This is a genomic window from Pseudarthrobacter enclensis (assembly GCF_001457025.1).
Classification (GTDB): Bacteria; Actinomycetota; Actinomycetes; order Actinomycetales; family Micrococcaceae; genus Arthrobacter; species Arthrobacter enclensis.
In genome coordinates, this window is sequence record NZ_KQ758603.1 from 1 (window position 1) to 19,665 (window position 19,665).

Here is a 19,665-nt window from a genome sequence, read left to right on the forward strand (position 1 = left end):
CCCATTCCGAACCCGGAAGCTAAGACCCACAGCGCCGATGGTACTGCACCCGGGAGGGTGTGGGAGAGTAGGACACCGCCGGACATAACATCACGGTCGAGGCCCCAACCAGTGGTTGGGGCCTCCCGCACTTAAACCCTCTCCCACCTACGGCGGGCCGAGGCTCGAAGGTGCCTGTCGGCGTCGAACGCGTCAAAAACTGACGCACCGATGACAAAGATGCCACGCTGCGGAATCCAGAATTCTGCCAGGCGCGTTTGCTTCCCCCTGCTCTCAACGGCCGGTGGAGCTATACGACCTGCCCTGCTTAGGGGGTCGTCTGGCGGAATGTGAAGCCATGCTCGGCGAGTGCGGCATCGAGCAGGCGGATCGCCTTGGGCCCTACGCCGTGCAGTGCCAGCAGTTCCTGGGGCGAGTGGGCAGCAGCCTGGGTGAGGGTCGTGATGCCTGCGTTCAGCAGGGCGCGGTTGGCCGGCTGGCCCAGCGGTGGAAGGCCGCCAATCCGGGCCGGGGTGTCTCGGGTGTTCATGCGGAACAGGCTACCTCCTGCCTCTTGGGTCAGACTGGAAGCTAACGATGCACAACGAATGGGGTTGCCTTGATTACTCTCCAGCAGGACGCGGACGGCTATGTCCGGATGAACCGCCGCTACCCGGCCAGTATCCGGATTGCCATCGCCTTCAATGACGGCACCAGCGGCGAATTCTCCGGTAAGGTGCTCAACGAAGCGTACGATGCCGCCGTTGCCGAGTTTCGCGCCAAGAACGGGCTGGACGCGCGCGGCTATGACCGGAATCCGGCAGGGCGGAAGAACTCGGGAAACACGGTCGACTTTGTCCGCGTTCATCCCGGCATGGGCAACCAGCAACCTCAACGGTAACTCCGACGTGGCGGGCGGGACTTCCTGTTCCGGAACAACGCCACCCCCTCAACCAACGCGGACGACGGCGGCACCCGGCCTGGGTGCCGCCGTTCGTGTTGGGTCAAAATCACCAGAGGAATGTTGCGGGCCGCTTACTGCCTTCAGGCGGTGCCGCTGCCGGTCTCCTCCCACAGCACGTCGAGGTTGTGGAATGTTACGGGCCCGTCGCACAGTTCCGCCATCCTGGCCGCAAACTCGGAGGTCTCGGGTCGGTTCGAGTTGTCCATCGCGGTGTCATAGGAGCCGAACTCCACGATGGTGAAGTAGTGCCCGGGATCGTCCCGGTCGGCGGTCGCCATGATCCGGCGGAACGTGGGCAGCGCGTCTCCCTCCGCCCGTTGGGGGCGCCCCAGCTCCTGGATCTCCTCGATGCGGGAGGACCTGAATTCAATGATCTGCACAAACCCGGACATGACGGCTCCTCGATGGCGTTGGACGCTGGTGCGCCTCAGGATAGACCCGCGGAAGGTTACCGGGAAGGGACTGCGCTGCCGTCTGGCAGTGATAACGGGTCATCCTGGCACGGGCACGCCGCAGCCCCGGCTGGGCTCAGGCCAGCTGCAGCCCGTCAGCCACCACCCGGCCGCTGTGGATGACAGTGCGGCCGGGTAGCTTGTCCATCACGGCCGCCGCTACGGAGTCACCCTCCACCAGCACCAGTTCGGCGGGGTCACCCACTGAGAGCCCCGGCCGGTCCGCCACCGACGTCAGCCGCTGCGCCAGGGGGTCAATGACGCTGGCGCCGCCCACGGTAGCCACGGCCACGCAGTGCTCGATCAGCTCGTCCGCCCGAAACCTGTTGGTGAACGCCAGCTGCCAGGTACGGTCCAGCATGTCTGCGTTGCCGTAGGGGGACCAGTAATCGCGCTGGCCGTCCTCGCCCAGGCCCACCCGGATGCCGGCGGTGGTCAGCCGTTCCAGCGGCAGTGCCGTGGCCGGCGCCACGGTAGCCACGGACACGTCGAGCTCCGCCATGTCGGCCAGCAAGGGGCCAAGCTGCGCGTCGGGCAGGTCCGCGAGGGCGAACGCGTGCGAGATGGTCACCTGCCCCTGCATGCCCAGCGCCCGGCTGCGCTCCAGGATCAGTTCCATGCTGAACAGGCCCAGCTGCCCGGGCTCGTGCAGGTGGATGTCCACCGGCCTGCGGTACTTTTCCGCGAGGCCGAACACGGTGTCCAGGTGCTTCACCGGGTCCCGGTCCAGGGCGCACGGGTCGATCCCGCCCACCACGTCCGCGCCGAGCCTCAGCGCTTCCTCCAGCACGTCGGCGCTGCCCGCCTCCCGCCGCAGCCCCGCCTGAGGGAACGCGATCACGGCGACGTCCGCGCGCTCCCGGTGCGTCTCGCGGGCGGCGAGGACCGCTTCGAAGCGCTCCAGCCCGGCGTCCGTATCCACCTGCGCGTAGCTGCGAACCCGTGTGGTGCCGCGGGTGATCATCAGCCCCAGCGTGTGTGTGGCCCGTTCGGTGATGGAGGCTTCGGCATCGCGCCAGTTGGTGCGGTCGTTGAGCATCATGTTCCAGACGCCGGGCGACCCCGTATGCGGGCGGAACGGCAGGCCCAGCCGGGTTGAGTCGAGGTGGACGTGCACGTCGGAAAAGGACGGCAGCAGGATCCGGCCACGTCCGTCCACGACGCCGGCGCCCGGCTCCGTGCCCGCGTCCGGCGCAGCAGTCCACGCCTGGGCGGCGGGCACGACGGCGGTGATCGCCCCGCCGTCGAGCGTCACGTCGGCGGGGTCCCCGCCCCAGGGGCGGACGTTGCGGAGAACAAGGGGCATGGGGAGGTCCTGTCGGAAGGAGGTGCAAGGGCGGATTTCAGTCTAGGGGCGGAGCGGGAATCCTGGACATCGCCGGCATATTGACTGCCTGCCGCGGGAGGAATAGTTTCTGCGGTATCGGGGCCGGATGCCCTGTTTCTGCCGCGCTGTTGACGACGCTCATTGCCTCCGCGCGATGACGCCCCTGGAACGAGAATGCAGGAAGGAAAAGACCATGCCGAAGTATCTGTTCGAAGCGACCTATGTGGGCCAGGGCATCAAGGGGCTCATGCAGGAAGGCGGGACCGCGCGGCGCGATGCGCTGACGGAGGCCCTGAAATCCGTGGGCGGCACACTGGAAAGCTTCTACTACGCGTTTGGTTACTACGACGTCCTGGGCGTGTTCGAGGTCCCCGATGACGCCAGCGCCGCTGCACTGTCGCTGCTGATCAATTCGTCGGGCAACGTCAACGTCCGCCTCAAGCCGCTGCTCACCGTGGAGGACATCGACGAGGCTGCCAAGAAGACCCCGTCCTACCGGGCACCCGGGCAGTAGGCGCGTTGCGCACCCCGGCCGCGGGCCGCCGTCGTGCGCGTACGACGGCGGCCTGCCGCCTCGCCTGCGCGGCCTCCAGTGCCGGCCGGGCTTAGACTCGAACTCATGTCAGCTTATGGGGGAAAGCCGGCTCTGCGCCGGGGTGCCATCGGGGCCTGGGTGGTTGCGGGCATGCTCCTTGCAGCGTGCGAGTACAGTGGCCCGGACGAACAGCAGCCGGCATCGCCGGCTGCCGCCGCAACACCGGAGCTGCGCTCCTTCGAAGAGAACGTGGATGAGGTGGCGGCCCTGCTCGGGGCGTCGCCGACGGAACCGGGCATGCCGTCGGACGCGGAACCGGCAGGCAAGCTGTCCCTGGTGCTGGCGCCGGGGGATTACCTGGTCACGGGCGCCTGCGCGGGAACCTACGGAGCCAAGCTCACCATCACCGGTGAGGACGGCGTGCCGGAGCTCTCGTACTTCGAATGCACTGACACCCTGGACCGCTTCATGAGGCACGACGGCGGACCCGTCACCATCAGCGCGGTCCCGCCCACGGGGAAGCCCTCAGCCACCGGCGTGAAGATCCAGGCAAACCCGGACCCGCGGGCATCGGAGCTTGAAGACCTTTCGGACTGGTCTGCGCAGCAGTTGCAACCCCGCCTGCCCGGAGAACTGAGGGGGACCCACCGCGGCAACACCGTTTTCAGGTCAACCCTGATGGCGGAACCCGGCACCTACGAGCTCCACATTGTCTGCGACGGGACCCCGTACGCCCGGTTGGCGCTGGCCACCGCCGCGGGTGCTGAGATCCAGGCGCCGGTAAACATCATTTGTGAGGGGACGGTGCTGAAGACTCCCGTGGTGCTGCCCACCGAGGGACTGGACATCACCATCGACCCTGTCGGGAGCCCGTCAGCCCGCTTCGCCTATCGGCTGGTCCCGGAAGGCGCCGCTACACCGGCTGGATAGACGTGCGGGGCTGGCGGCCAGCCTTATCCGCCCGCCGGTAAATGAAGTACTCGGCCACCGCCAGGCTGAGCACCCACGACGCCCCGATCAGGAGCCCGCGGCTCAGCTCGGTCACCGGGCCCACCAGGACAGTCCATGGCATGGTGACCACCACGATGGTGCCCTGGGCGATGCCGATGGCGTACGCGCGGGACATCCACTCGCTGTGCCGAACATAGTTGTGGCGGCGCACAGCAACGAAGCCCAGGACCAGGAACGCCACCATCGCGGAGCCGAACACCAGCCGCAGGGTCAGCAGCAGCGGCCCGTCCAGCGGCGGGAGGTCGTAGAACACCGCCATCCACAGCCCGGACAGGGCGGCCAACAGGCCGGCTGGGACCAGGATGCGCCCGGCCAGTTTGTGCCAGCTGCGCTTCCCGCGCTTGCCCCGACGCAGCGAGGGAACGAACTGGAACGCGCCCAGCAGCAGGTACACCGTGACCGTGGGGACGTGGATCAGCACCGGGACGGGTGAGTCGAAGAACCGGGCGTTATCCGGCCGCACCTCACCTCCGGCCAGGTCGGTGAGGCGGACCGTGCCGGCGATGAGGGGAAACAGGCTGAGCAGGATGAGGCCCGCTGGGACCAGCCAGCGGGTCTTCGGCTGCGGGCGGGTGCGCGGAACAGATGCAGTGGTCATGGGAGTCGTCTCTTCGCTGGGGCAGAATGGCGCGGCGTGGGCCCAACATACTGCACCGGCGCCGGAACAGCGATAGGTCGGACGCCCTAAAGCTGCCCCCTGCCCAATGCTCCACCCCTGCTCCGGGTCCAGTATTAGGGCGCGGGACGGCTGGGGCCTTTGGCTCCGGCTGCAGGCGGGCGGCGGCACGTACTGTGACACTCCTGTCTTCGATGCCGCAGCCCTGCAGACCAACACTGGCCGCACTCCGTCTCCGGACTGGCATCGGCACCCGCGGCCCGGGCCCGTCTCACAACTTCAGATTCAAGAGCATCGCCGAGAACGGCAACGGGCTGGCCGGGCGCCCTCTTTCGGAGCCGTGCCGCGGCTCGTCGCCGCAGGTGGTCCTGGACTTTCATAACCGAACCGGGCGGGGGACGTTCACCCGGCGCGGGAGGTAATTTACGACGGCGGTACTTGGTTGGGTGCCGCCCTAGCACCCCGACGAGGCGAGGAATCCGCCCACCAAAAAAGCAACGCCTCAGGCGGGCACCGGAGGCGTTGCTTTATTCGGGCTAGGCCTACTTGACGGCCACGAACACCTTATCGGCGATCATGCCGGGCCTGACGGCGAGAACGCCCTGGTCGGCCGAAGCGGAGGGTACATGGATGGCGATGTTTCCCGAGACAGAGCCGCCCTTGTACAGGGTATTCATGCTGTCGATGGCGTCAGGCGCAACCACACTGTGGTCAAAGCGATCGACGGTCTTCCCGTCTGAGGTGACGTAATCGACGGAGACAAACGCGGGCGTCTGTCCGTTGGCGTCGTCGCCCAAATACGTTGCTGAGTAGTTAACCAGGATGTACTCCGATCCGGCATCCGGAGCATCATTGAACTGGTTCGCCGCCGCAACTGCGTCCGAAGCAGCAAACGTGACCGAGTTGACAACCACCCGCCAGTCCTTCGATTCCACGACTGAGCCAATCGGCGAGGGATTTTCGCGTGTTCCGGCTTGGGCAGCGGGCTTTTCGCCTGCCGGAGCATTCCCGGCTGCTTCCACGGCAGGTGCCGCGACCGTAGTATCGCGGCCGCCAAGAGCCTCGTCGACGGACGAGGTGACAACCGAGAAAAAGACGACAAAGCCGACGATGGTTCCCACGATGGAAAGGATCAGGGCTGCGATACCCATTCCCTTTGACTTGTCTTTCAGGAAGAGGGAGACAATGGCAAGAATAAATGCGATTGGCAGCAGGACCCAGCCGATAATCAGCGCGCCGGGAATGCATGCGAAGATGAAGCCGACAATTGCGGTGATCAAGGCCACCAGGCCGATGACATTTCGCTGTTTCTTTGCCTTCGCGTTACCACCGCTGCCCGCGGTGGACGGTGGCCCATAGCTCGGCGGCATGGGTGGATTCTGTTGCTGCTGGTGGGGCACAGTCTGCTGAGAGCTTGCCCCCGGAAGCTCTGGTGTAGTCATGGAGAAATGATGACAGAACATCCGAGTTTTTTCTTCTGCGACTCTTTTGCTGGAAATGCCTCATCGGAAGAAGAAATTTCGTGCAATTCCGCCTGTTGGCAATGAAAAGAGCGTGTCCCCTGCCTGGACACTGGGATGAAGATTGTCATTCACTGGGGGAATGCTGCGCCAGTCTTGATGCAATTTTGATAATCCGGGACGCATGACGGCGGTCTGGTAGAGACATTTCCCGTGATCTACGGAGCAGCGCAAGGGCTCAAGCCTTGCGCGTCATCCCTTTTTCTTCTGCTTATTGATGGCTCGTTGGTATAGCCAAATGCCATGGTCGAATTCGTGCAGCTTGACTCCCAGGGGATCAGAGGCGTGCACTGCAGCAACGATGTCCCGGGCTTCCTGGGCGCTGACAGGTTTCATACGCTGTTGCGCCAACGCTGCGTCAACAAACCCACGGATCATGGTGTCTGCTTTGATCCCAGGCTTGCCGAGCAGCATCGTGAAGTACTCGTAGGTCACGCCGCCGAGGCCGCGAACAGTGGTGTAGGCCCTTTTGTGCTGAGGGTCGAGTGAGTCCAACTGGCCTGCAGCGATGACAGGGGCGTCAAGTTTCAGGAAGTTGTTGGCGGCCGTAAGTACGCACTCGCTTTTGTAGTGCCCGGCGGTTTTCCCATTTCCCATGATGTCCCTGAGTTTCTTCTCATCCAGCTGAGTCAGAGCATGAAGATCGTTTACCGCCTCCGGATGATTCTCGCGGAACACTCTGAGTCGGCCTAGAACTCCTTTGGAGCTGTCTTGTGTCTTGTACACCGATCGGATCGAATACACAGCGTCTATCAGCGACGTTCCGATTTCGTCCGGCCACCCGCCCGGCCACACAGAAAAGTTCTTCTGAGGTATCTGTTTTACAGCCTTCGCGACCGCCGCCATGGCGTCTTGATTAACCACTTCGTCCCCAATCATCATGTTCAACACATACTAAGCGGGACTGATCAGCAGAGACGGAGCAGGCGTTCGCTACGGGTGCACCCGAGGCCAGCGGCCGCCGTCGTACATCCCGACGGCGGCCGCTGGCTTTTGCGTATTGCGGCACCCGGGAAGTGGCGGGATGATCGGGGGAGTTGGGCTGCCGGGGGACAGATGGGCCGGACGAACGCCCGGCGCGGGCCCAGCTGACGAGCGATGCGGCGGTGGACGGGCGATGGCGATGACGGAGCACAACAGGCAGCGGCGGCTGAAGGTATCGGACGTCAACGTGGTCAACCACGCCACACTGAAGAAGGCGCTCGGCGGCACCATCGTGGGAAACACCATGGAGTGGTACGACGTCGGCGTGTTCGGCTACCTCATCACCACCATGGGCCCGGTGTTCCTGCCCGAGGCGGACAAGGCCGTGCAAAACCTGTTCCTGCTGGGCACCTTCGCCGCCACGTTCATCGCCCGGCCCCTCGGCGGGGTCTTCTTCGGCTGGCTGGGCGACAGGATCGGCCGGCAGAAGGTGCTGGCCATGACGCTGATGATCATGGCCGCGGCCACGTTTGCCGTCGGCCTGCTGCCCGGCTACTCGGTGCTGGGCATCTGGGCTGCGGTGCTGCTGGTGGTCCTCAAACTGGTCCAGGGCTTCTCCACCGGCGGCGAATACTCCGGTGCCACCACGTTCGTGTGCGAGCACGCCCCGGACCGGCGCCGCGGCTTCTACGTCAGCTTCCTGGATATGGGCAGCTACCTGGGCTTCGCGGCCGGCGGGCTGGTGGTGTCCATCCTGCAGCTGGTGCTGGGCCAGGAACAGATGGAGGCGTGGGGCTGGCGGCTGCCGTTCCTGGTGGCCGGGCCGCTAGGCGCCGTGGCCGTGTACTTTCGGATGAAGATCGAGGAATCGGCGGCGTTCAAAGCCACCATGGAGGCCGAAGCGGTGGCGGCCACGCATCCGGAGACGGGGGAGGAGCTAAAGCCCGTGGGCCCGCTGGGGATCCTGAAGGCGCACTGGCGGCCCATCCTGCTGGCCATGATCCTCGCGGCGGCCGCCAACACCGTGGCCTACGCCCTCACCTCCTACATGCCCACGTACCTGACCAGCAACAAGGGATACAGCGAGGTGGACGGAACGCTGCTGACCATCCCGGTGCTGGTGGCAATGGCGCTGTGCATCCCGCTGACCGGGCGGCTCTCGGACCGGATCGGCCGCCGCAAGGTGCTGTGGATCGGGGCGCTGAGCACGGTGGTGTTCGCGGTCCCGGCGTTCCTGGCCATCGCCGCCCACAGCGTTCCCTTAACGTTCCTGGGCCTGGCGCTGATCGCCTTCCCGGTGGCGTTCTCGGTGCCGAACCTGGCCTCGGCGCTGCCGGCGCTGTTCCCCACCGAGCACCGCTACTCCGCCATGGGCATCGCCTACAACTTCGCCGTGGCAATCTTCGGCGGGACGGCGCCGTTCATCATCGCCGCGCTCATCGAACTGACCGGCAATGATATGACCATCGCCTACTACCTCATGGGCGTGGCCGTGGTCGCCGCCGTCGCCATCTACTTCCTGCCCGAATCCGCCGGACGGCACCTGCCCGGGTCCATGCCCAGCGTCGACTCACAGGAGGAGGCCCGGCAACTGGTGGAGACGCAGGACATCAACCCGCTCCTGGATTTGGAGTCGCTGCCGTTCGAGGAAAGCTTCGAGGCGGCGCGGGCGTCCCACCACCGGAAACCCACGGTCATGTAGGGAAGTTCGGACGACGCCGGCGCCTGGCTTGGATGCCGGCGGTTGCCGTTCTGTGTGCGCTGGCCGGACTTTCCAGACGACGAAGGCTCCGTCCCTTTGGGAACGGAGCCTTCGGTCGATCAGGCGGTGGGGTCAGGAGTCCTGGTTCACCGCGACGACGATCTTGCCGCGGGTGTGGCCTTCCATGTTGGAGCGGAAAGCGTCGGCAGCCTTTTCCAGCGGGAAGACCTCGGCAACCTCAACCCGGAGCTTGCCGCTGTCCGCCAGGCCAGCCAGTTCCTGCAGGTCGGAGCCCATTGGGGTGACCCACATCCACTGGCCGCCGTGCTCTTCCACCTCGCTGTCGGCGATGGAGGCGTGCCGGCCGCCAGCGGCTAGCACAGCCAGGGTGGCTTCGAGGTTTCCGCCCACGAAGTCGGCCACGACGTCCACCCCGTCGGGGCGCAGTGCGCGGACGCGGTCGGCGAGCCCGTCCCCGTAGGCCACCGGTTCGGCGCCGAGGGAGCGGAGGAACTCGTGGTTCTTTTCCGATGCGGTTGCGATGACGTTGGCGCCCAAGGCTACGGCGATCTGGATGCCCAGCGAGCCGACGCCGCCGGAACCGCCGTGGACCAGCACCGTTTCGCCGGACTTCAGGCCCAGCCGGCGGAGGACCTGGTAGGCGGTGAGTCCGGCCAGCGGCAATCCGGCCGATTCGTTCCAGTCAAGCGCGGCGGGCTTCCTGGCGAGCACGCGCTCCGGCAGTGCGATGTATTCGGCGAAGCTGCCGCCGTGGACGTAGTCCTTGCGGCCGTAGGCGATCACCTCGTCGCCGGGCTGGAATTGCCGGGAGTCGATGCCTACCGATTCCACCACTCCGGCGACGTCCCAGCCGGGGATGGCGGGAAACTGCAGGTCCATGACGGCGTCCAGGCCGCCAGCCATGATCTTCCAGTCCACCGGGTTCACCGCCGCTGCCTTGACCTTGACCAGGACCATGCCGGGCCCGACTTTCGGCATGGGCTGCTCGCCGTATTCGAGGACGTCCGGGTTTCCGTATTCGCTGTACGTGATTGCCTTCATGCCTGCGACAACCCCGCGGGCCGGCGCCGGTATTCCTGAGGCACCGTGGAAGTGGCGTAACGCACGGGGCTCAGGTGCGCCTAGCCCGCTCTGGGGACCAGGAGGATCTGTACCGCCTCGATCCGTTTGCCCTGTCCGGTGGTACCCGCCGTGCCGCCGTCGGCCGTGAATGCCTGCCAGCCCACATCCTGAACGTGGGCGCGGTAATAGATGCTGTAGCGGTCCGCCAGTTCACCGGTGAGCCTGACTTCGAAGGCTTCCAACCGGAGCCCCTGCCCCGTGGTGCCGATGGGATTGGCCGAAGAAACCCACGGCTGCCAGCCGACATTCTCCACGTGCCCGCGCCACTGGATGTCCCCGGCATAAGCCATGCTGGCGACAGTGAGGCGGAGGGCCTCGACCCGGAGGGCCTGGCCGGTGGTTCCGGCGACGGTCCCGTCCGCGGCCGTCGGGGTCCATCCGAGGTTCTGGACGTGGGCGGTGTACATCGCGGTGAAGGCCGGTTGGACCTTGGGCACCAGCTCGATGGTCACGGCTTCCAGCCGCAGGCCCTGCCCGACGGTGCCGGCCGTGGCGCCGTCCACCGAGTAGGGCTGCCAGCCGGTGTTCTGGACGTGTGCGCGGTATCGGATGCTGTACTGCGCGGCGAGGTCGCCGGTCAGCCGCAACTGGAAAGCCTCGAGGCGTAAACCGAGACCTGTGGTCCCGATGGCGGATGCCGCCGTCGTCCATGGCTGCCAGCCGAGGTTCTGCACGTGGCCGCGCCAGAGGATGTCGCCGGCCAGGCGGTCTCCGGCGACGGCGAGGCGCAGCGATTCGAGCGGCAGTGCGCGGCCGGTGGTGCCGGCGGTGGCGCCGTCGGCGACGCTGGGCTGCCAGCCGAGGGTGGCGACGTGGGCCTGGTAGACGTTGGTGCAGGTCATGTCGTAGTCGTAGGTGCCGTCGGTCCATTGGGTGAGGTGGACGGTGCCGCCGGAGAAGCTGGGGTTCACGCAGAGGTCGGAGGCTTCGCTGGGAAAGTCGAGGCGGCCGGCCGGTGACCAGATGGGAACGCCGGGGAGCTGCCAGGATCCGGTGATGGCGTCCCAAGCGCTCGCATAGGAGTAGAAACCGGACGGGAATCCGGCGTCGGCCAGGGCGGCCAGGAGCCCGGAGATGAGGTACCGGTTCTCCTGCCGTTCCGCTGCCGTGGTGCTGGGCCAGGGCTGCGCCGGGCGGGGTTCGACGTCCACCCAGATCCGCTCCGGCCGCCAGCCGATCCTGGTGAGGGAGGCGAGGGCGGCCCGGCCTTCGGCGTACCCGACGTTGCGGAGCCGGTCCGGCCGGGTGGCGGCGGGGTAGGGGCCGGCGCCGCCGTAGGTGTCGTACTGGGCGGCGGTGGGGAAGGTGGCCATGGCGTAGGCCTGGGCGCGGATGCCGCGGTCCAGCACCCACTGGTACTGCTGCTGCAGGCAGGGGTTTTCGGTGAAGGCGAGCCCGCGGGTGAGGCCCACCACCACGAATTCGGTGGTTTCCGGCGGCATCGGCAGGCCGCCGGGGCACTGCGGCCAGGAGACGTCGTGTCCATAGTCGACGGCCCGGGCGGGCGGGGCGAACAGCACCCCGAGCGCGAGCACCAGCAATACCGCCAGGAGCCGGGGCGCGGATGCCCGGGAGCGGCGGCCGGGTCGAAGAGCACCAAGGCCGGCCATGATGGCCCCTCCTGCTAGAAGGATGACCAAAATTATCCCACCGGGCGTGCGGCGGGGCCAGAGAGGAAGGAGGTACGACGGCGGCACCTGGGTGGGTGCCGCGGTCAGCCGAGGGCGCGCAGGAAGGCGTTGATGTCCTCGCTGACGCGGTCCGGACATTCCCAGAGCACCAGGTGCGCCACGTCGGGGTACACCTTGAGCGCGGCACCCGGGATCCGGGCCGCCAGGGTTTCCTGGCCGCTGCGCGGCAGCAGGTTGTCCTGTGCGCCCCAGAGGATGAGCGTCGGCGCGAGAATGGTCCCAGATTCGGTGGGTGGTGTGGCGTCGCAGAGCCCGTTCAGGATGGCTTTCCAGGCGTGAGCGGGCATGAGCAGCCCGTCGCGGACGCGGTCTTCGATGTACCAGGCCGGGACGTCATGGACCAAGGGGAACCAGGGCAGCGAGTCCCGCACCCACGCCTCATCGAGCGGATCGGAAAGGGTGTCCACCTCGTCGGCGAAGGCGGGCCGTCCCTGCAGGCTCAGAGGGGATCCGACCAGTACGAGCGCGGTCACCATTTCCGGGTGGTTGACGGCAAGTTGCTGGGCCACGTACCCGCCGCTGGAGGAACCGACGACGGCGGCGCGCGGCAGGCCGAGCGCCTCCAGGATCGCGGCGGCGTCCTCTGCCTGCTCCGCGAGGGAGTAGCCGTCCGCGGGTTTGTCAGCCTCGCCCTGGCCGCGGAGGTCCGGGGCGTAGATCCGGTGGCCGGCCAGGTGGGGGATCAGCCGGTCGAAGCTCCGCCGGGATTCGCCCCAGGCGTGGAGCAGCAGCACGGGCGTGGCGCCGTCGTCGTCCCGGCCGCGGTACTGGCGGTTGTCTTGGACGAGGTACGGCACCGTGATGCCGGTCCTGAGGCGGAGGTGCCGGATGTCGGCGTCCATGGGTTCAGGCTACGCCGCTGGACTTACGGAGCAACACGGCGTCCGACCTGGCCGTGATCCGAACTCTTTGGGACCGACGTCGGCGCGCAGCCTCGCGTACCGGTGGTGGAGGTTTCGCTAAAGACGGTGGAGTGGGGCGGGAGCCGTTCCCGAGGTTCCAGCAGCGGCGGCTCTAGGTCGAAGATATCCTTCTAGCCAAACAAGGTCCTCAGACGAGATTAAGCGGTGGCAACCATTCGTTGCGCAGCGCATCCTCCAGCCTCTGTGCTTCTTCGGCGCTAGCGCAGACGAGCCATCCCACTTCGCATCCTGCTAGCCACTCGTTGGCTACTGCGGCTTGCTCCAGAGTCATCACGCTAGGACGCTGCCGCACGAAAGACCTGGGGATGCCTAGTTGGGCAGCAGCAACACTTGCCCTAAAAGTGCTGCGGCTAAAGTCGGTGCCCTCATGGAGATGGGACCTTAGCCGACTACGGAGCCCATTCGTTCCGGACGCTTTGCCCACATAGACAGGCTGAGCCTCTCTGAACCAGACATACACGCCCGGCTCAGCCGGCACCTCACGAGGTACGATCGGTAACTTCCGTGGATTTATCTGAAGCAAGAAATCTTGCCAGATGTTTCCTGGGTCCTTCTCGGTTGGCATGCTGGATCCTTTGATCGCCATGGCCTGGGGAATCGGTCTAGGTCTTTCCTCCGGCGACTAATCCATCGTCAAATTGAAGGCTTTTGAAACTTCGGAGATCGTGAACTCGTGCCGGAGCTTGCATGCGCTGTTTTGGTTAGCGAAAAGTCCCTTGAGCCAGAATGCGTCCGGAAGGTCCACTGTGTGCTGCCATGAGACCGGCACGATGTACTCATTCACATCAGCTCCGTCCCGGGTAACGGTATCCTGATGCAGACCGTAGTCACCGCTTAGGTCCAGTTCTCTGAATGAACGCGCTTCGCCGTTCTCAGTGAGTACAGCCCTAAAAGCTGGCTGTGCTGTACCAGTCACTGTTCCTACGCCAACGTAGCCATGGCCTGGGACATAGACGAAGATGCGTGCCCCTACAGGGAGTTTTCGCAGTGATCGCGAGTACCACTCGCCACCGCCGGCTGAGACGAAGCCGTACTTTCGCGCATCCTCCCAGATGCGTGTTGAGTTTTCGATGCCGAAGGCTACATACCAGTCCGAACCATTCCAGGCAGCCTTGGTTGACCGTTGGTGCACTCCTCCCGATGACGACGTCGTCTGTTGGGTCGCTGGTATTAGCCACGTCCTGGCGAGATAATCGTTGCCCTGATCGGAGAAGTAGCGGAAAAGCATCACGTTGATGGGAACGGAATAGGACGAACTCAGATATTGAATGATGCGCTCAGTGCTGTCATCGAGGTCACTTGCGACAACTGTGATCGAGTGACTCTCATTGAGGTCGTCTGGGGTGGGGGTTCCGCCAAATCGTTCTGCAAAAGCGATGTCAAAATCAGTTCCCGGATTGTGCTTGCTGAAAATGTCCCGCACATCATCGTTGGAAAGTGTTTGCACCCAAGACGCGTAGTCCAATGCCTGCGCCACAATGTCGCGTGGAGTTCGGTCTCTCTTGAGCTCTACGATGTGAACGACGCCGTCGACGTCGATTCCTAGGATGTCGATGAACTTCCCGTGAGCGGTTAGAACCTGGTGGCCCACAACTAAAAGCTCGGTTTCAAGGATGGCAGGGTCATCCAAGATGAGTTGTTCGAGACGTGATTCCAGGGGCATCTTTGCCGGCGACAATGCGACAGCCTTGTCGGTCACGCGCCAGAGTCCTATTTCTAGAGCCAATGAAGTCCTTCAAGTGGAAGTAACAAGTGTTAACAGAGCCTAGTGCCGACGGGCGAGCAGCGCCGATAGGCACAAATCGCCTACTTCCTTCGTGTCTTTTTGAGGACGGCGGCTGCTTGCTTGTACGCGCGCTTTGCCTCAGGGCTAGTTGCAAGCCGATATAGCTTTTGGCCGTCCTCTGCTAATTGCTTCGCTTTTGCTTGGACGGCCGGGTCTTTGGCAAGAGAGTAAAGCTTTGTCCCGCTGGCCTTAACTTTCGTCCCGCTGTCCCTGAGGAGCTTGAAGGCCTTTTCCCCGTTACCTGTCATCGCTGTCTCCTCCGTTCGGACCTGTTCAGGCGAGATTAGCACTGCCGGAAGAGGCCCTGCGGGGTATAGGACCGAGGCCCGGCCTCCTGGTGAACTCCCGTGGGTGGCGATCCCGAATAAGCCGTGGCCGCTGTGGGACGATAACCAACTAGTAGTGATGATTTCCGAAAGGATCGTGGCAAGTTGCGGTTGTGGCCCGTACTGCGCATATATCCGATCTTTAGTTGGTGGAGGGACAGAACGTGACCGCTGAGGACAAAGCAGTCGTACCAGTGTGGACACTCACTACAGAGCCCGTGAGTGTGCCCGACGTTGTTGACGCCGAGGGCATGACGCCCGCAAGGCTCGCAGAAATTCGAACAGTCCTGGCAACGCTCGCAGATGTGCCAATCGCCACCCTTGAAGCACATCCGCTGTCCTCGAAGAGCGATCGCGACGGAGGGATTGCGCTCAATGCAGCTAGCCCGCTCGCCCGTCAGTTGTCGCAACTTGTTACTGACACGGCGAAGTCAGCGTCCTCGGGAGCTAACGTCTCCGCCTCCGGCGAGGTTCTCTACAGAATGGTGGTGCCGGCCAAGGTCGCCGCGGAGGTCGGCAAAGGGCTGGTAAAGCCCATGTCTTCAAAGGCAGTAGCAGGCGGGGTTTACAGTGCCCTTCGTGACTCCTCAGGCATCGTAGCTAAGGCAACGTTCGTACCCGTTGCTGGCCAGGCCGCGGTGGCAGGCGCCGCAACCGGCTCAGCGGCCACCGCAGGTGTGGCCGTCGCGACGGCTGGAGCACTGACAGTGGCCGCCCCGCTCGTGCTTATGGCCGTAGCTGTCGGTGTTAGTGCTTACGCCGACCACCAGAGGCAGGAGGCAATCGAACGGATCACGGACCTGCTTGAGCAGCTACACGAAGAAAACCTCGAAGCAGAACGAAGTGAGCTGGACGGTTGTCGGGACGCTATTAACAAGGCGACATCGGTTCTCTTGGATCAGGGCAGAATCGGTCTTTCTCTCGGCTTGGATTCTTCCTCGTACGCGATCAGCACTGCCATGGCTCGAACGCAGCGTCGGCTCGATAAATGGAAAGAAGCTCTAGCTTCGCTGCCCGACGGCCCGATTGAACTTGGGGCATTGACCAAGGCTTTTCCCGGAATTAACGAGGAAGGCGGCACTTTCCGTGCCCACTTGGAACTCGGTCGCCTCGCCATTGCACTTAAACGCCGGGTGATCGTGCTTCAGGCTGTGGACCACGCGCAGCAGGACACGAACAACACTTTCAAGAGCTTCATTGGCACCTTGCGTGACGATGAACGAAGCATCGATGAGCTGGAGGCAGGGATCAGTGCGGTCCTTTACCTGCTGTCGACTTTGGAGCTGAAGCGCCCAAGTGGATTCCGCAGCCCGGTCTTTATGCAGGGCGAAGTTGATGATCTACTGAAGGCCGTGTATCGCCTACGCGCCCTTGGCGAAGGGCTGAACGCAACCGCGAATCAAGCTGACGTTGCAATTGAGATCGAACGAAGCAGCGATGGATCCCTCGTAGTATTTCCTGCAGTCGCTGCATAGTTTTGCTGGCATCGATTGAGGAAATAGCAGTGGCTGAAGTTGTATGGTTCTGAATTGAGCCAAGTGATCCCCGACAAATTGTCCTTGACCGTTAACCTGACGCAGTCGCTTTCGCAGCCTGGGACGCCTTCATCCACTCGGTCAGCCACGGGGCGCGGACGGTGGAGGTGATCCGGCAGTCGGCCACGAAGGTCCCCTCCGCCCCGGAGTCGATCCAGTCTTGCAGCGCTGACAGGTCATCCAGCGAGCGGACAACAGCGGACTCAGCACCCAAAGCCCGCGCCACCCCGCTGAAGTCCACCTCCGGAATGAGCATTGGCTTCTCGGTCAGGCCCTGCGAGCCGTACTGGTGGATTTCGGCTCCGTAGGCGGCGTCGTTGTAGATCACCACGATCGCGCTTCGGGCGGCACCGATCAGGGATTCCAGGTCCGACAGGCCCATCAGGAAACCGCCATCGCCCGAAGCTAGCACCAGCGTGCGGCCGTCCTCCACAGCACGGGCTGCCCCGACGGCGCTCGCCAGGCCCAGCCCGATCGACTGGAACGCGGTCCCCACCATCATCAGGTCCTGCGGCCGCGGGATGTTCCAGTACATGGGCGCCCACCCGATGAAGTGCCCGCCGTCCTGGACCACCGTACGGCGCTCCGGCAGGACGGTGTCCAGTGCGGCGGCGAGGGCGCGTGGGTCTAGTCGGCCGTCCACCATCTCAACAGATCCGGCAGCATGGCCCGGCCCGGAAGCCAGGCGCCGGGCGGCCTCAGCGCGCCACGCCGCAGCAGCAGCCTCGCCATCAACCAAAGACAAAAGCCTGGAAGCAGCAGCCTTCGCATCCGCGTGAACAAAAAGATCAACCCGAGGATTCGTCGGCTCCACCGCGGTGTCGATCTGAATAACAGTCGCATCCGGCCCCAGCAGGTGCCCGAACCGCATGGTGAACGGGCTCAGGCCCGCCCCGGCCACCAGGACCACGTCGGCCTCGCCCATGAGCTCGGCCGCGGTGTCGGTGCCGAAACCGCCCGCGACGCCCAGGTACCCCTCGCCATTGAGGAGGTTGAGCGCGAGGGCGGTTCCGGCGGTCAGTGCGCCGAGCCGATCGGCGAGTTCGCGGAGCTCCGGGCCGGCTCCGGCGAGGTGCGCACCCCGGCCGGCCAGGATCAGCGGCCGCTTTGCCACAGCGAGCAGGCGGGCGACCTGTCCAAGGTCGCCGTCGACGTCGTCCGTCACCCTGGGGGCCATCGGCTCCGGAAGTTCCTCGTCCGCGGCCTCGAGCGCGGCAAGGTCGTAGGGGATGGCAAGCACGACGGCGGTGCGCCGGGTGAGTGCGTACTCCACCGCCTGCCGGGTGATGGCGCCCGCGGCGTCGCGGGTGACGGTGAAGGTGGCCGCGCCGAGGCCGGCGGCGATGGCAGTCTGGTCCACGTCCCAGGGCCGGGCGCCGCTGGTCGGTGCGTCCCCGGTGACCAGCACGACGGGGATCTGCGCCTGGACGGCCTCGGCCAGGGCGGTAAGCGCATTGGTGTAACCGGGGCCGTAGGTGGTGGTGCCCGCGGCGAGCCGTCCGGACGCCCGGTAGTAGGCGTCGGCCGCGGCGATGGCGGCGCCCTCGTGCCGGACGGCCGTGAAGCGCAGGCCCTGTTTCTCGGCGGCGTCCAGGAAGTAGACGTTGCCGTTGCCCATGACGCCGAAGACGTCGCTGACATAGCTGCTGAGAACCTTTGCCACGCGGCCGGAGACGGTAAGTGAAGTCATGCAGGAATCCTGCGGCGCAGACCTCAGAAACGGCAAGACATGGAATTGCGGCTGGGATTATTGGCAGCGGAAGCGAGGAGGAGTGACAAAAAGCGCAGCTGTGGCGCGCATCACCCGCACCTAGTCGCGGGACTCCTCCTTCGACAGCCGGCTGATCAGCCCGTCGTAGCGGGGCGGCATGATTTTGAGGATGGAGATCCCCGGGGGCGAGCGGCCGCAACCGCATTTAAACGACTTAGGATGATCCTGGGAGTTCGATTGAAAGGACTATATTTTGCAGCAAACCCAAGTGGGCGTTACAAACAATGAAGTGCCGGTTCTAAAAGAGGCAATGAAGGATCTCCAGGCGAACGTTGCCGCCTATTATGCGGCGACGGCGCGAGACGGTGATTATGGACAGGCCGTAAGGGCATTCTTGGTGAGTACGCAGACGCTCAACGAGCATTTCTCCCTGAACGTCAAAGACAAGAGTACGTACCTTAAGTTGTTAGACTCCTCTACTCTTGCGGGAACTGCTTTCGTCAAGGCAGCCAAATACGCGCGAAATGTCCATCAGCATGTGATGCACATCGTGAGCCCTAGAACGAAGAGCATGGTTGGAGGCTTGCACGGGGTGCGGACGTATGCGTTTTGGGACGAAATTCCTCATGAGGCACACGACAAGCTCCACAAAGGAACCAAGCTGCTGAAGCCACATTATGACAGTGTGCTGTTCGACAAAGAGGTCACCGAGACCATGCTGGAGGTTTTACGCTTTTTTGCTGCTGTCGCGCCCCAGATAGTCCACAGGGATGAGAAAGGGGAGTGGACTTACTTTCCACTTACTAACCAGCCGGGCATGCTGGAACCTCGGTTACATCCGGAGGAGCCCCGGGCCATCGCCGATGCTCAGGAATGGTTGAATGACCGTGTGCCAAACGGCGACGCCAGAGTGGTTTTTGGCCAAGTCACCGTAAGTGATGTCAAGTACGTCGTGGGCAGCACCTTCGTCGGACGTCATTGTTTTTCACCATTTGTGGAAACCCTCGACCAAGTTGAGCGCGACATTGCCTCAGGATTCAAATATCTTCAGGGCAACCCTGCAGGAAATTTGGAAGATATCACCCACACATTCTCGCAACCCCAGGGAGCCGTATTAAAAAGCCGCGATTCACTGGATACGTGGACCGTTCCTGTGATGCAGATACAACCGCAAGACGATTTCTGCATTGCGTACGATGTCGACGCGTGGCATCGCATCGTGTCTGTCGAAGTTCCTAATCTGGTACCAGAAGGCGTGGCTTACGCGACCCGCAGGGCGCGCCGTTTGAACGCTTTTCTCCCACCGAGCTTTTAGGGCAAGTTGCAGGGCGCCAGCGACGATGATTGGCGCCAGCTTCAGACTCTGCAGGTCTGTTGTCCACCTCAATGGGCGACAGACCTGCGTACGCCTCGCATGTTCCTTCCATCCTTGCCACGCACTGCCGAGCAGGGCGCGTTCTAGGATCTACGGCATACGCTGGCGGTGGTCGTGACCTCTTGGAGGTACGCCAGCAAGAAGT

The 19,665-nt window shown here is 64.2% G+C and carries 19 protein-coding genes and 1 rRNA gene; 7 read left to right on the forward strand and 13 right to left on the reverse strand.

Annotated elements, in window-relative coordinates; genetic code table 11:
* Nucleotides 1-84 (forward strand): 5S ribosomal RNA (gene rrf, locus AS031_RS12485); the annotation flags it as partial.
* Nucleotides 85-307: 223 nt separating this feature from the next.
* Here the strand turns inward: rrf and AS031_RS12490 are convergent.
* Nucleotides 308-529 (reverse strand): helix-hairpin-helix domain-containing protein, encoded by a 222-nt coding sequence (locus AS031_RS12490; protein ID WP_058268498.1) that lies wholly within the window; start codon nt 527-529, stop codon nt 308-310.
* Between the two features lie 69 nt (nt 530-598).
* On the opposite strand from AS031_RS12490, the gene AS031_RS12495 reads away from it, so the two are divergent.
* Complete coding sequence (locus tag AS031_RS12495) at nt 599-880, forward strand: hypothetical protein (protein ID WP_058268499.1); 282 nt, start codon at nt 599-601, stop codon at nt 878-880.
* Nucleotides 881-1,023: 143 nt separating this feature from the next.
* Here AS031_RS12495 and AS031_RS12500 read toward each other — a convergent pair whose 3' ends face one another.
* Nucleotides 1,024-1,335 carry a hypothetical protein gene (locus tag AS031_RS12500; protein ID WP_058268500.1) on the reverse strand — a complete coding sequence of 104 codons (312 nt, stop codon included), beginning with the start codon at nt 1,333-1,335 and terminating at the stop codon, nt 1,024-1,026.
* A 136-nt stretch (nt 1,336-1,471) separates the two neighbouring features.
* The gene (locus AS031_RS12505) at nt 1,472-2,701 is read right to left on the reverse strand and encodes an amidohydrolase family protein (RefSeq protein ID WP_058268501.1); all 1,230 of its coding nucleotides are present in this window, start codon (nt 2,699-2,701) and stop codon (nt 1,472-1,474) included.
* Nucleotides 2,702-2,915: 214 nt separating this feature from the next.
* Here AS031_RS12505 and AS031_RS12510 point away from each other — a divergent pair, with 214 nt between their 5' ends.
* Nucleotides 2,916-3,236 (forward strand): GYD domain-containing protein, encoded by a 321-nt coding sequence (locus AS031_RS12510; RefSeq protein ID WP_058268502.1) that lies wholly within the window; start codon nt 2,916-2,918, stop codon nt 3,234-3,236.
* A gap of 105 nt (nt 3,237-3,341) precedes the next feature.
* Entirely contained in the window at nt 3,342-4,187 is an 846-nt protein-coding gene (locus AS031_RS12515) for a hypothetical protein (RefSeq protein WP_141688823.1), read from the forward strand.
* On the opposite strand, the gene AS031_RS12520 is transcribed toward AS031_RS12515, so the two are convergent.
* From AS031_RS12520 to AS031_RS12530, 3 genes are all read right to left on the reverse strand, one after another.
* Nucleotides 4,171-4,866, reverse strand: coding sequence for a DUF2306 domain-containing protein (locus tag AS031_RS12520; protein WP_058268504.1), 696 nt, complete (start codon nt 4,864-4,866; stop codon nt 4,171-4,173). The two genes, AS031_RS12515 and AS031_RS12520, sit on opposite strands and share 17 nt — an antisense overlap.
* 560 nt (nt 4,867-5,426) lie before the next feature.
* The gene (locus AS031_RS12525; protein ID WP_228379627.1) at nt 5,427-6,326 is read right to left on the reverse strand and encodes a DUF4352 domain-containing protein; all 900 of its coding nucleotides are present in this window, start codon (nt 6,324-6,326) and stop codon (nt 5,427-5,429) included.
* A gap of 270 nt (nt 6,327-6,596) precedes the next feature.
* On the reverse strand, nt 6,597-7,286 hold the full coding sequence (locus AS031_RS12530; RefSeq protein ID WP_058268505.1) for a hypothetical protein: 690 nt from the start codon (nt 7,284-7,286) through the stop codon (nt 6,597-6,599).
* A 241-nt stretch (nt 7,287-7,527) separates the two neighbouring features.
* Here AS031_RS12530 and AS031_RS12535 point away from each other — a divergent pair, with 241 nt between their 5' ends.
* A complete protein-coding gene (locus AS031_RS12535; protein ID WP_058268752.1) occupies nt 7,528-9,030 on the forward strand; it encodes an MFS transporter in 1,503 nt (500 codons plus the stop codon).
* A gap of 132 nt (nt 9,031-9,162) precedes the next feature.
* Here the strand turns inward: AS031_RS12535 and AS031_RS12540 are convergent, their stop codons facing one another.
* The 6 genes from AS031_RS12540 to AS031_RS19810 form a co-directional block, all read right to left on the reverse strand.
* Entirely contained in the window at nt 9,163-10,092 is a 930-nt protein-coding gene (locus tag AS031_RS12540; RefSeq protein ID WP_058268506.1) for an NADP-dependent oxidoreductase, read from the reverse strand.
* 80 nt (nt 10,093-10,172) lie between these two features.
* A complete protein-coding gene (locus AS031_RS12545; protein ID WP_058268507.1) occupies nt 10,173-11,783 on the reverse strand; it encodes a hypothetical protein in 1,611 nt (536 codons plus the stop codon).
* A gap of 104 nt (nt 11,784-11,887) precedes the next feature.
* The gene (locus AS031_RS12550) at nt 11,888-12,706 is read right to left on the reverse strand and encodes an alpha/beta fold hydrolase (RefSeq protein WP_058268508.1); all 819 of its coding nucleotides are present in this window, start codon (nt 12,704-12,706) and stop codon (nt 11,888-11,890) included.
* 208 nt (nt 12,707-12,914) lie between these two features.
* A complete protein-coding gene (locus AS031_RS20320) occupies nt 12,915-13,373 on the reverse strand; it encodes a GIY-YIG nuclease family protein (protein ID WP_371325988.1) in 459 nt (152 codons plus the stop codon).
* 36 nt (nt 13,374-13,409) lie between these two features.
* Nucleotides 13,410-14,486: an endonuclease NucS domain-containing protein gene (locus AS031_RS12555; RefSeq protein WP_228379628.1), complete on the reverse strand. Its 1,077-nt coding sequence runs from the start codon at nt 14,484-14,486 to the stop codon at nt 13,410-13,412.
* Nucleotides 14,487-14,593: 107 nt separating this feature from the next.
* Nucleotides 14,594-14,821: a hypothetical protein gene (locus AS031_RS19810; RefSeq protein ID WP_141688825.1), complete on the reverse strand. Its 228-nt coding sequence runs from the start codon at nt 14,819-14,821 to the stop codon at nt 14,594-14,596.
* Between the two features lie 296 nt (nt 14,822-15,117).
* Between AS031_RS19810 and AS031_RS12560 the strand changes: the two genes are divergently transcribed.
* Nucleotides 15,118-16,374, forward strand: coding sequence for a hypothetical protein (locus AS031_RS12560; RefSeq protein ID WP_228379629.1), 1,257 nt, complete (start codon nt 15,118-15,120; stop codon nt 16,372-16,374).
* A 91-nt stretch (nt 16,375-16,465) separates the two neighbouring features.
* Here the strand turns inward: AS031_RS12560 and AS031_RS12565 are convergent, their stop codons facing one another.
* On the reverse strand, nt 16,466-18,124 hold the full coding sequence (locus AS031_RS12565) for a thiamine pyrophosphate-binding protein (protein ID WP_058268511.1): 1,659 nt from the start codon (nt 18,122-18,124) through the stop codon (nt 16,466-16,468).
* Nucleotides 18,125-18,398: 274 nt separating this feature from the next.
* Between AS031_RS12565 and AS031_RS12570 the strand changes: the two genes are divergently transcribed.
* Nucleotides 18,399-19,460: a hypothetical protein gene (locus AS031_RS12570; RefSeq protein ID WP_141688826.1), complete on the forward strand. Its 1,062-nt coding sequence runs from the start codon at nt 18,399-18,401 to the stop codon at nt 19,458-19,460.
* Nucleotides 19,461-19,665: the final 205 nt, after the last annotated feature.

Excerpts from the sequence above, each read along its gene's own strand:
- AS031_RS12490 (WP_058268498.1), bottom strand. The coding sequence starts at position 529 with ATGAACACCCGAGACACCCCGGCCCGGATTGGCGGCCTTCCACCGCTG.
- AS031_RS12500 (WP_058268500.1), bottom strand. The coding sequence starts at position 1,335 with ATGTCCGGGTTTGTGCAGATCATTGAATTCAGGTCCTCCCGCATCGAG.
- AS031_RS12505 (WP_058268501.1), bottom strand. The coding sequence starts at position 2,701 with ATGCCCCTTGTTCTCCGCAACGTCCGCCCCTGGGGCGGGGACCCCGCC.
- AS031_RS12510 (WP_058268502.1), top strand. The coding sequence starts at position 2,916 with ATGCCGAAGTATCTGTTCGAAGCGACCTATGTGGGCCAGGGCATCAAG.
- AS031_RS12515 (WP_141688823.1), top strand. The coding sequence starts at position 3,342 with ATGTCAGCTTATGGGGGAAAGCCGGCTCTGCGCCGGGGTGCCATCGGG.
- AS031_RS12520 (WP_058268504.1), bottom strand. The coding sequence starts at position 4,866 with ATGACCACTGCATCTGTTCCGCGCACCCGCCCGCAGCCGAAGACCCGC.
- AS031_RS12525 (WP_228379627.1), bottom strand. The coding sequence starts at position 6,326 with ATGACTACACCAGAGCTTCCGGGGGCAAGCTCTCAGCAGACTGTGCCC.
- AS031_RS12530 (WP_058268505.1), bottom strand. The coding sequence starts at position 7,286 with ATGATGATTGGGGACGAAGTGGTTAATCAAGACGCCATGGCGGCGGTC.
- AS031_RS12535 (WP_058268752.1), top strand. The coding sequence starts at position 7,528 with ATGACGGAGCACAACAGGCAGCGGCGGCTGAAGGTATCGGACGTCAAC.
- AS031_RS12540 (WP_058268506.1), bottom strand. The coding sequence starts at position 10,092 with ATGAAGGCAATCACGTACAGCGAATACGGAAACCCGGACGTCCTCGAA.
- AS031_RS12545 (WP_058268507.1), bottom strand. The coding sequence starts at position 11,783 with ATGGCCGGCCTTGGTGCTCTTCGACCCGGCCGCCGCTCCCGGGCATCC.
- AS031_RS12550 (WP_058268508.1), bottom strand. The coding sequence starts at position 12,706 with ATGGACGCCGACATCCGGCACCTCCGCCTCAGGACCGGCATCACGGTG.
- AS031_RS20320 (WP_371325988.1), bottom strand. The coding sequence starts at position 13,373 with ATGGCGATCAAAGGATCCAGCATGCCAACCGAGAAGGACCCAGGAAAC.
- AS031_RS19810 (WP_141688825.1), bottom strand. The coding sequence starts at position 14,821 with ATGACAGGTAACGGGGAAAAGGCCTTCAAGCTCCTCAGGGACAGCGGG.
- AS031_RS12565 (WP_058268511.1), bottom strand. The coding sequence starts at position 18,124 with ATGACTTCACTTACCGTCTCCGGCCGCGTGGCAAAGGTTCTCAGCAGC.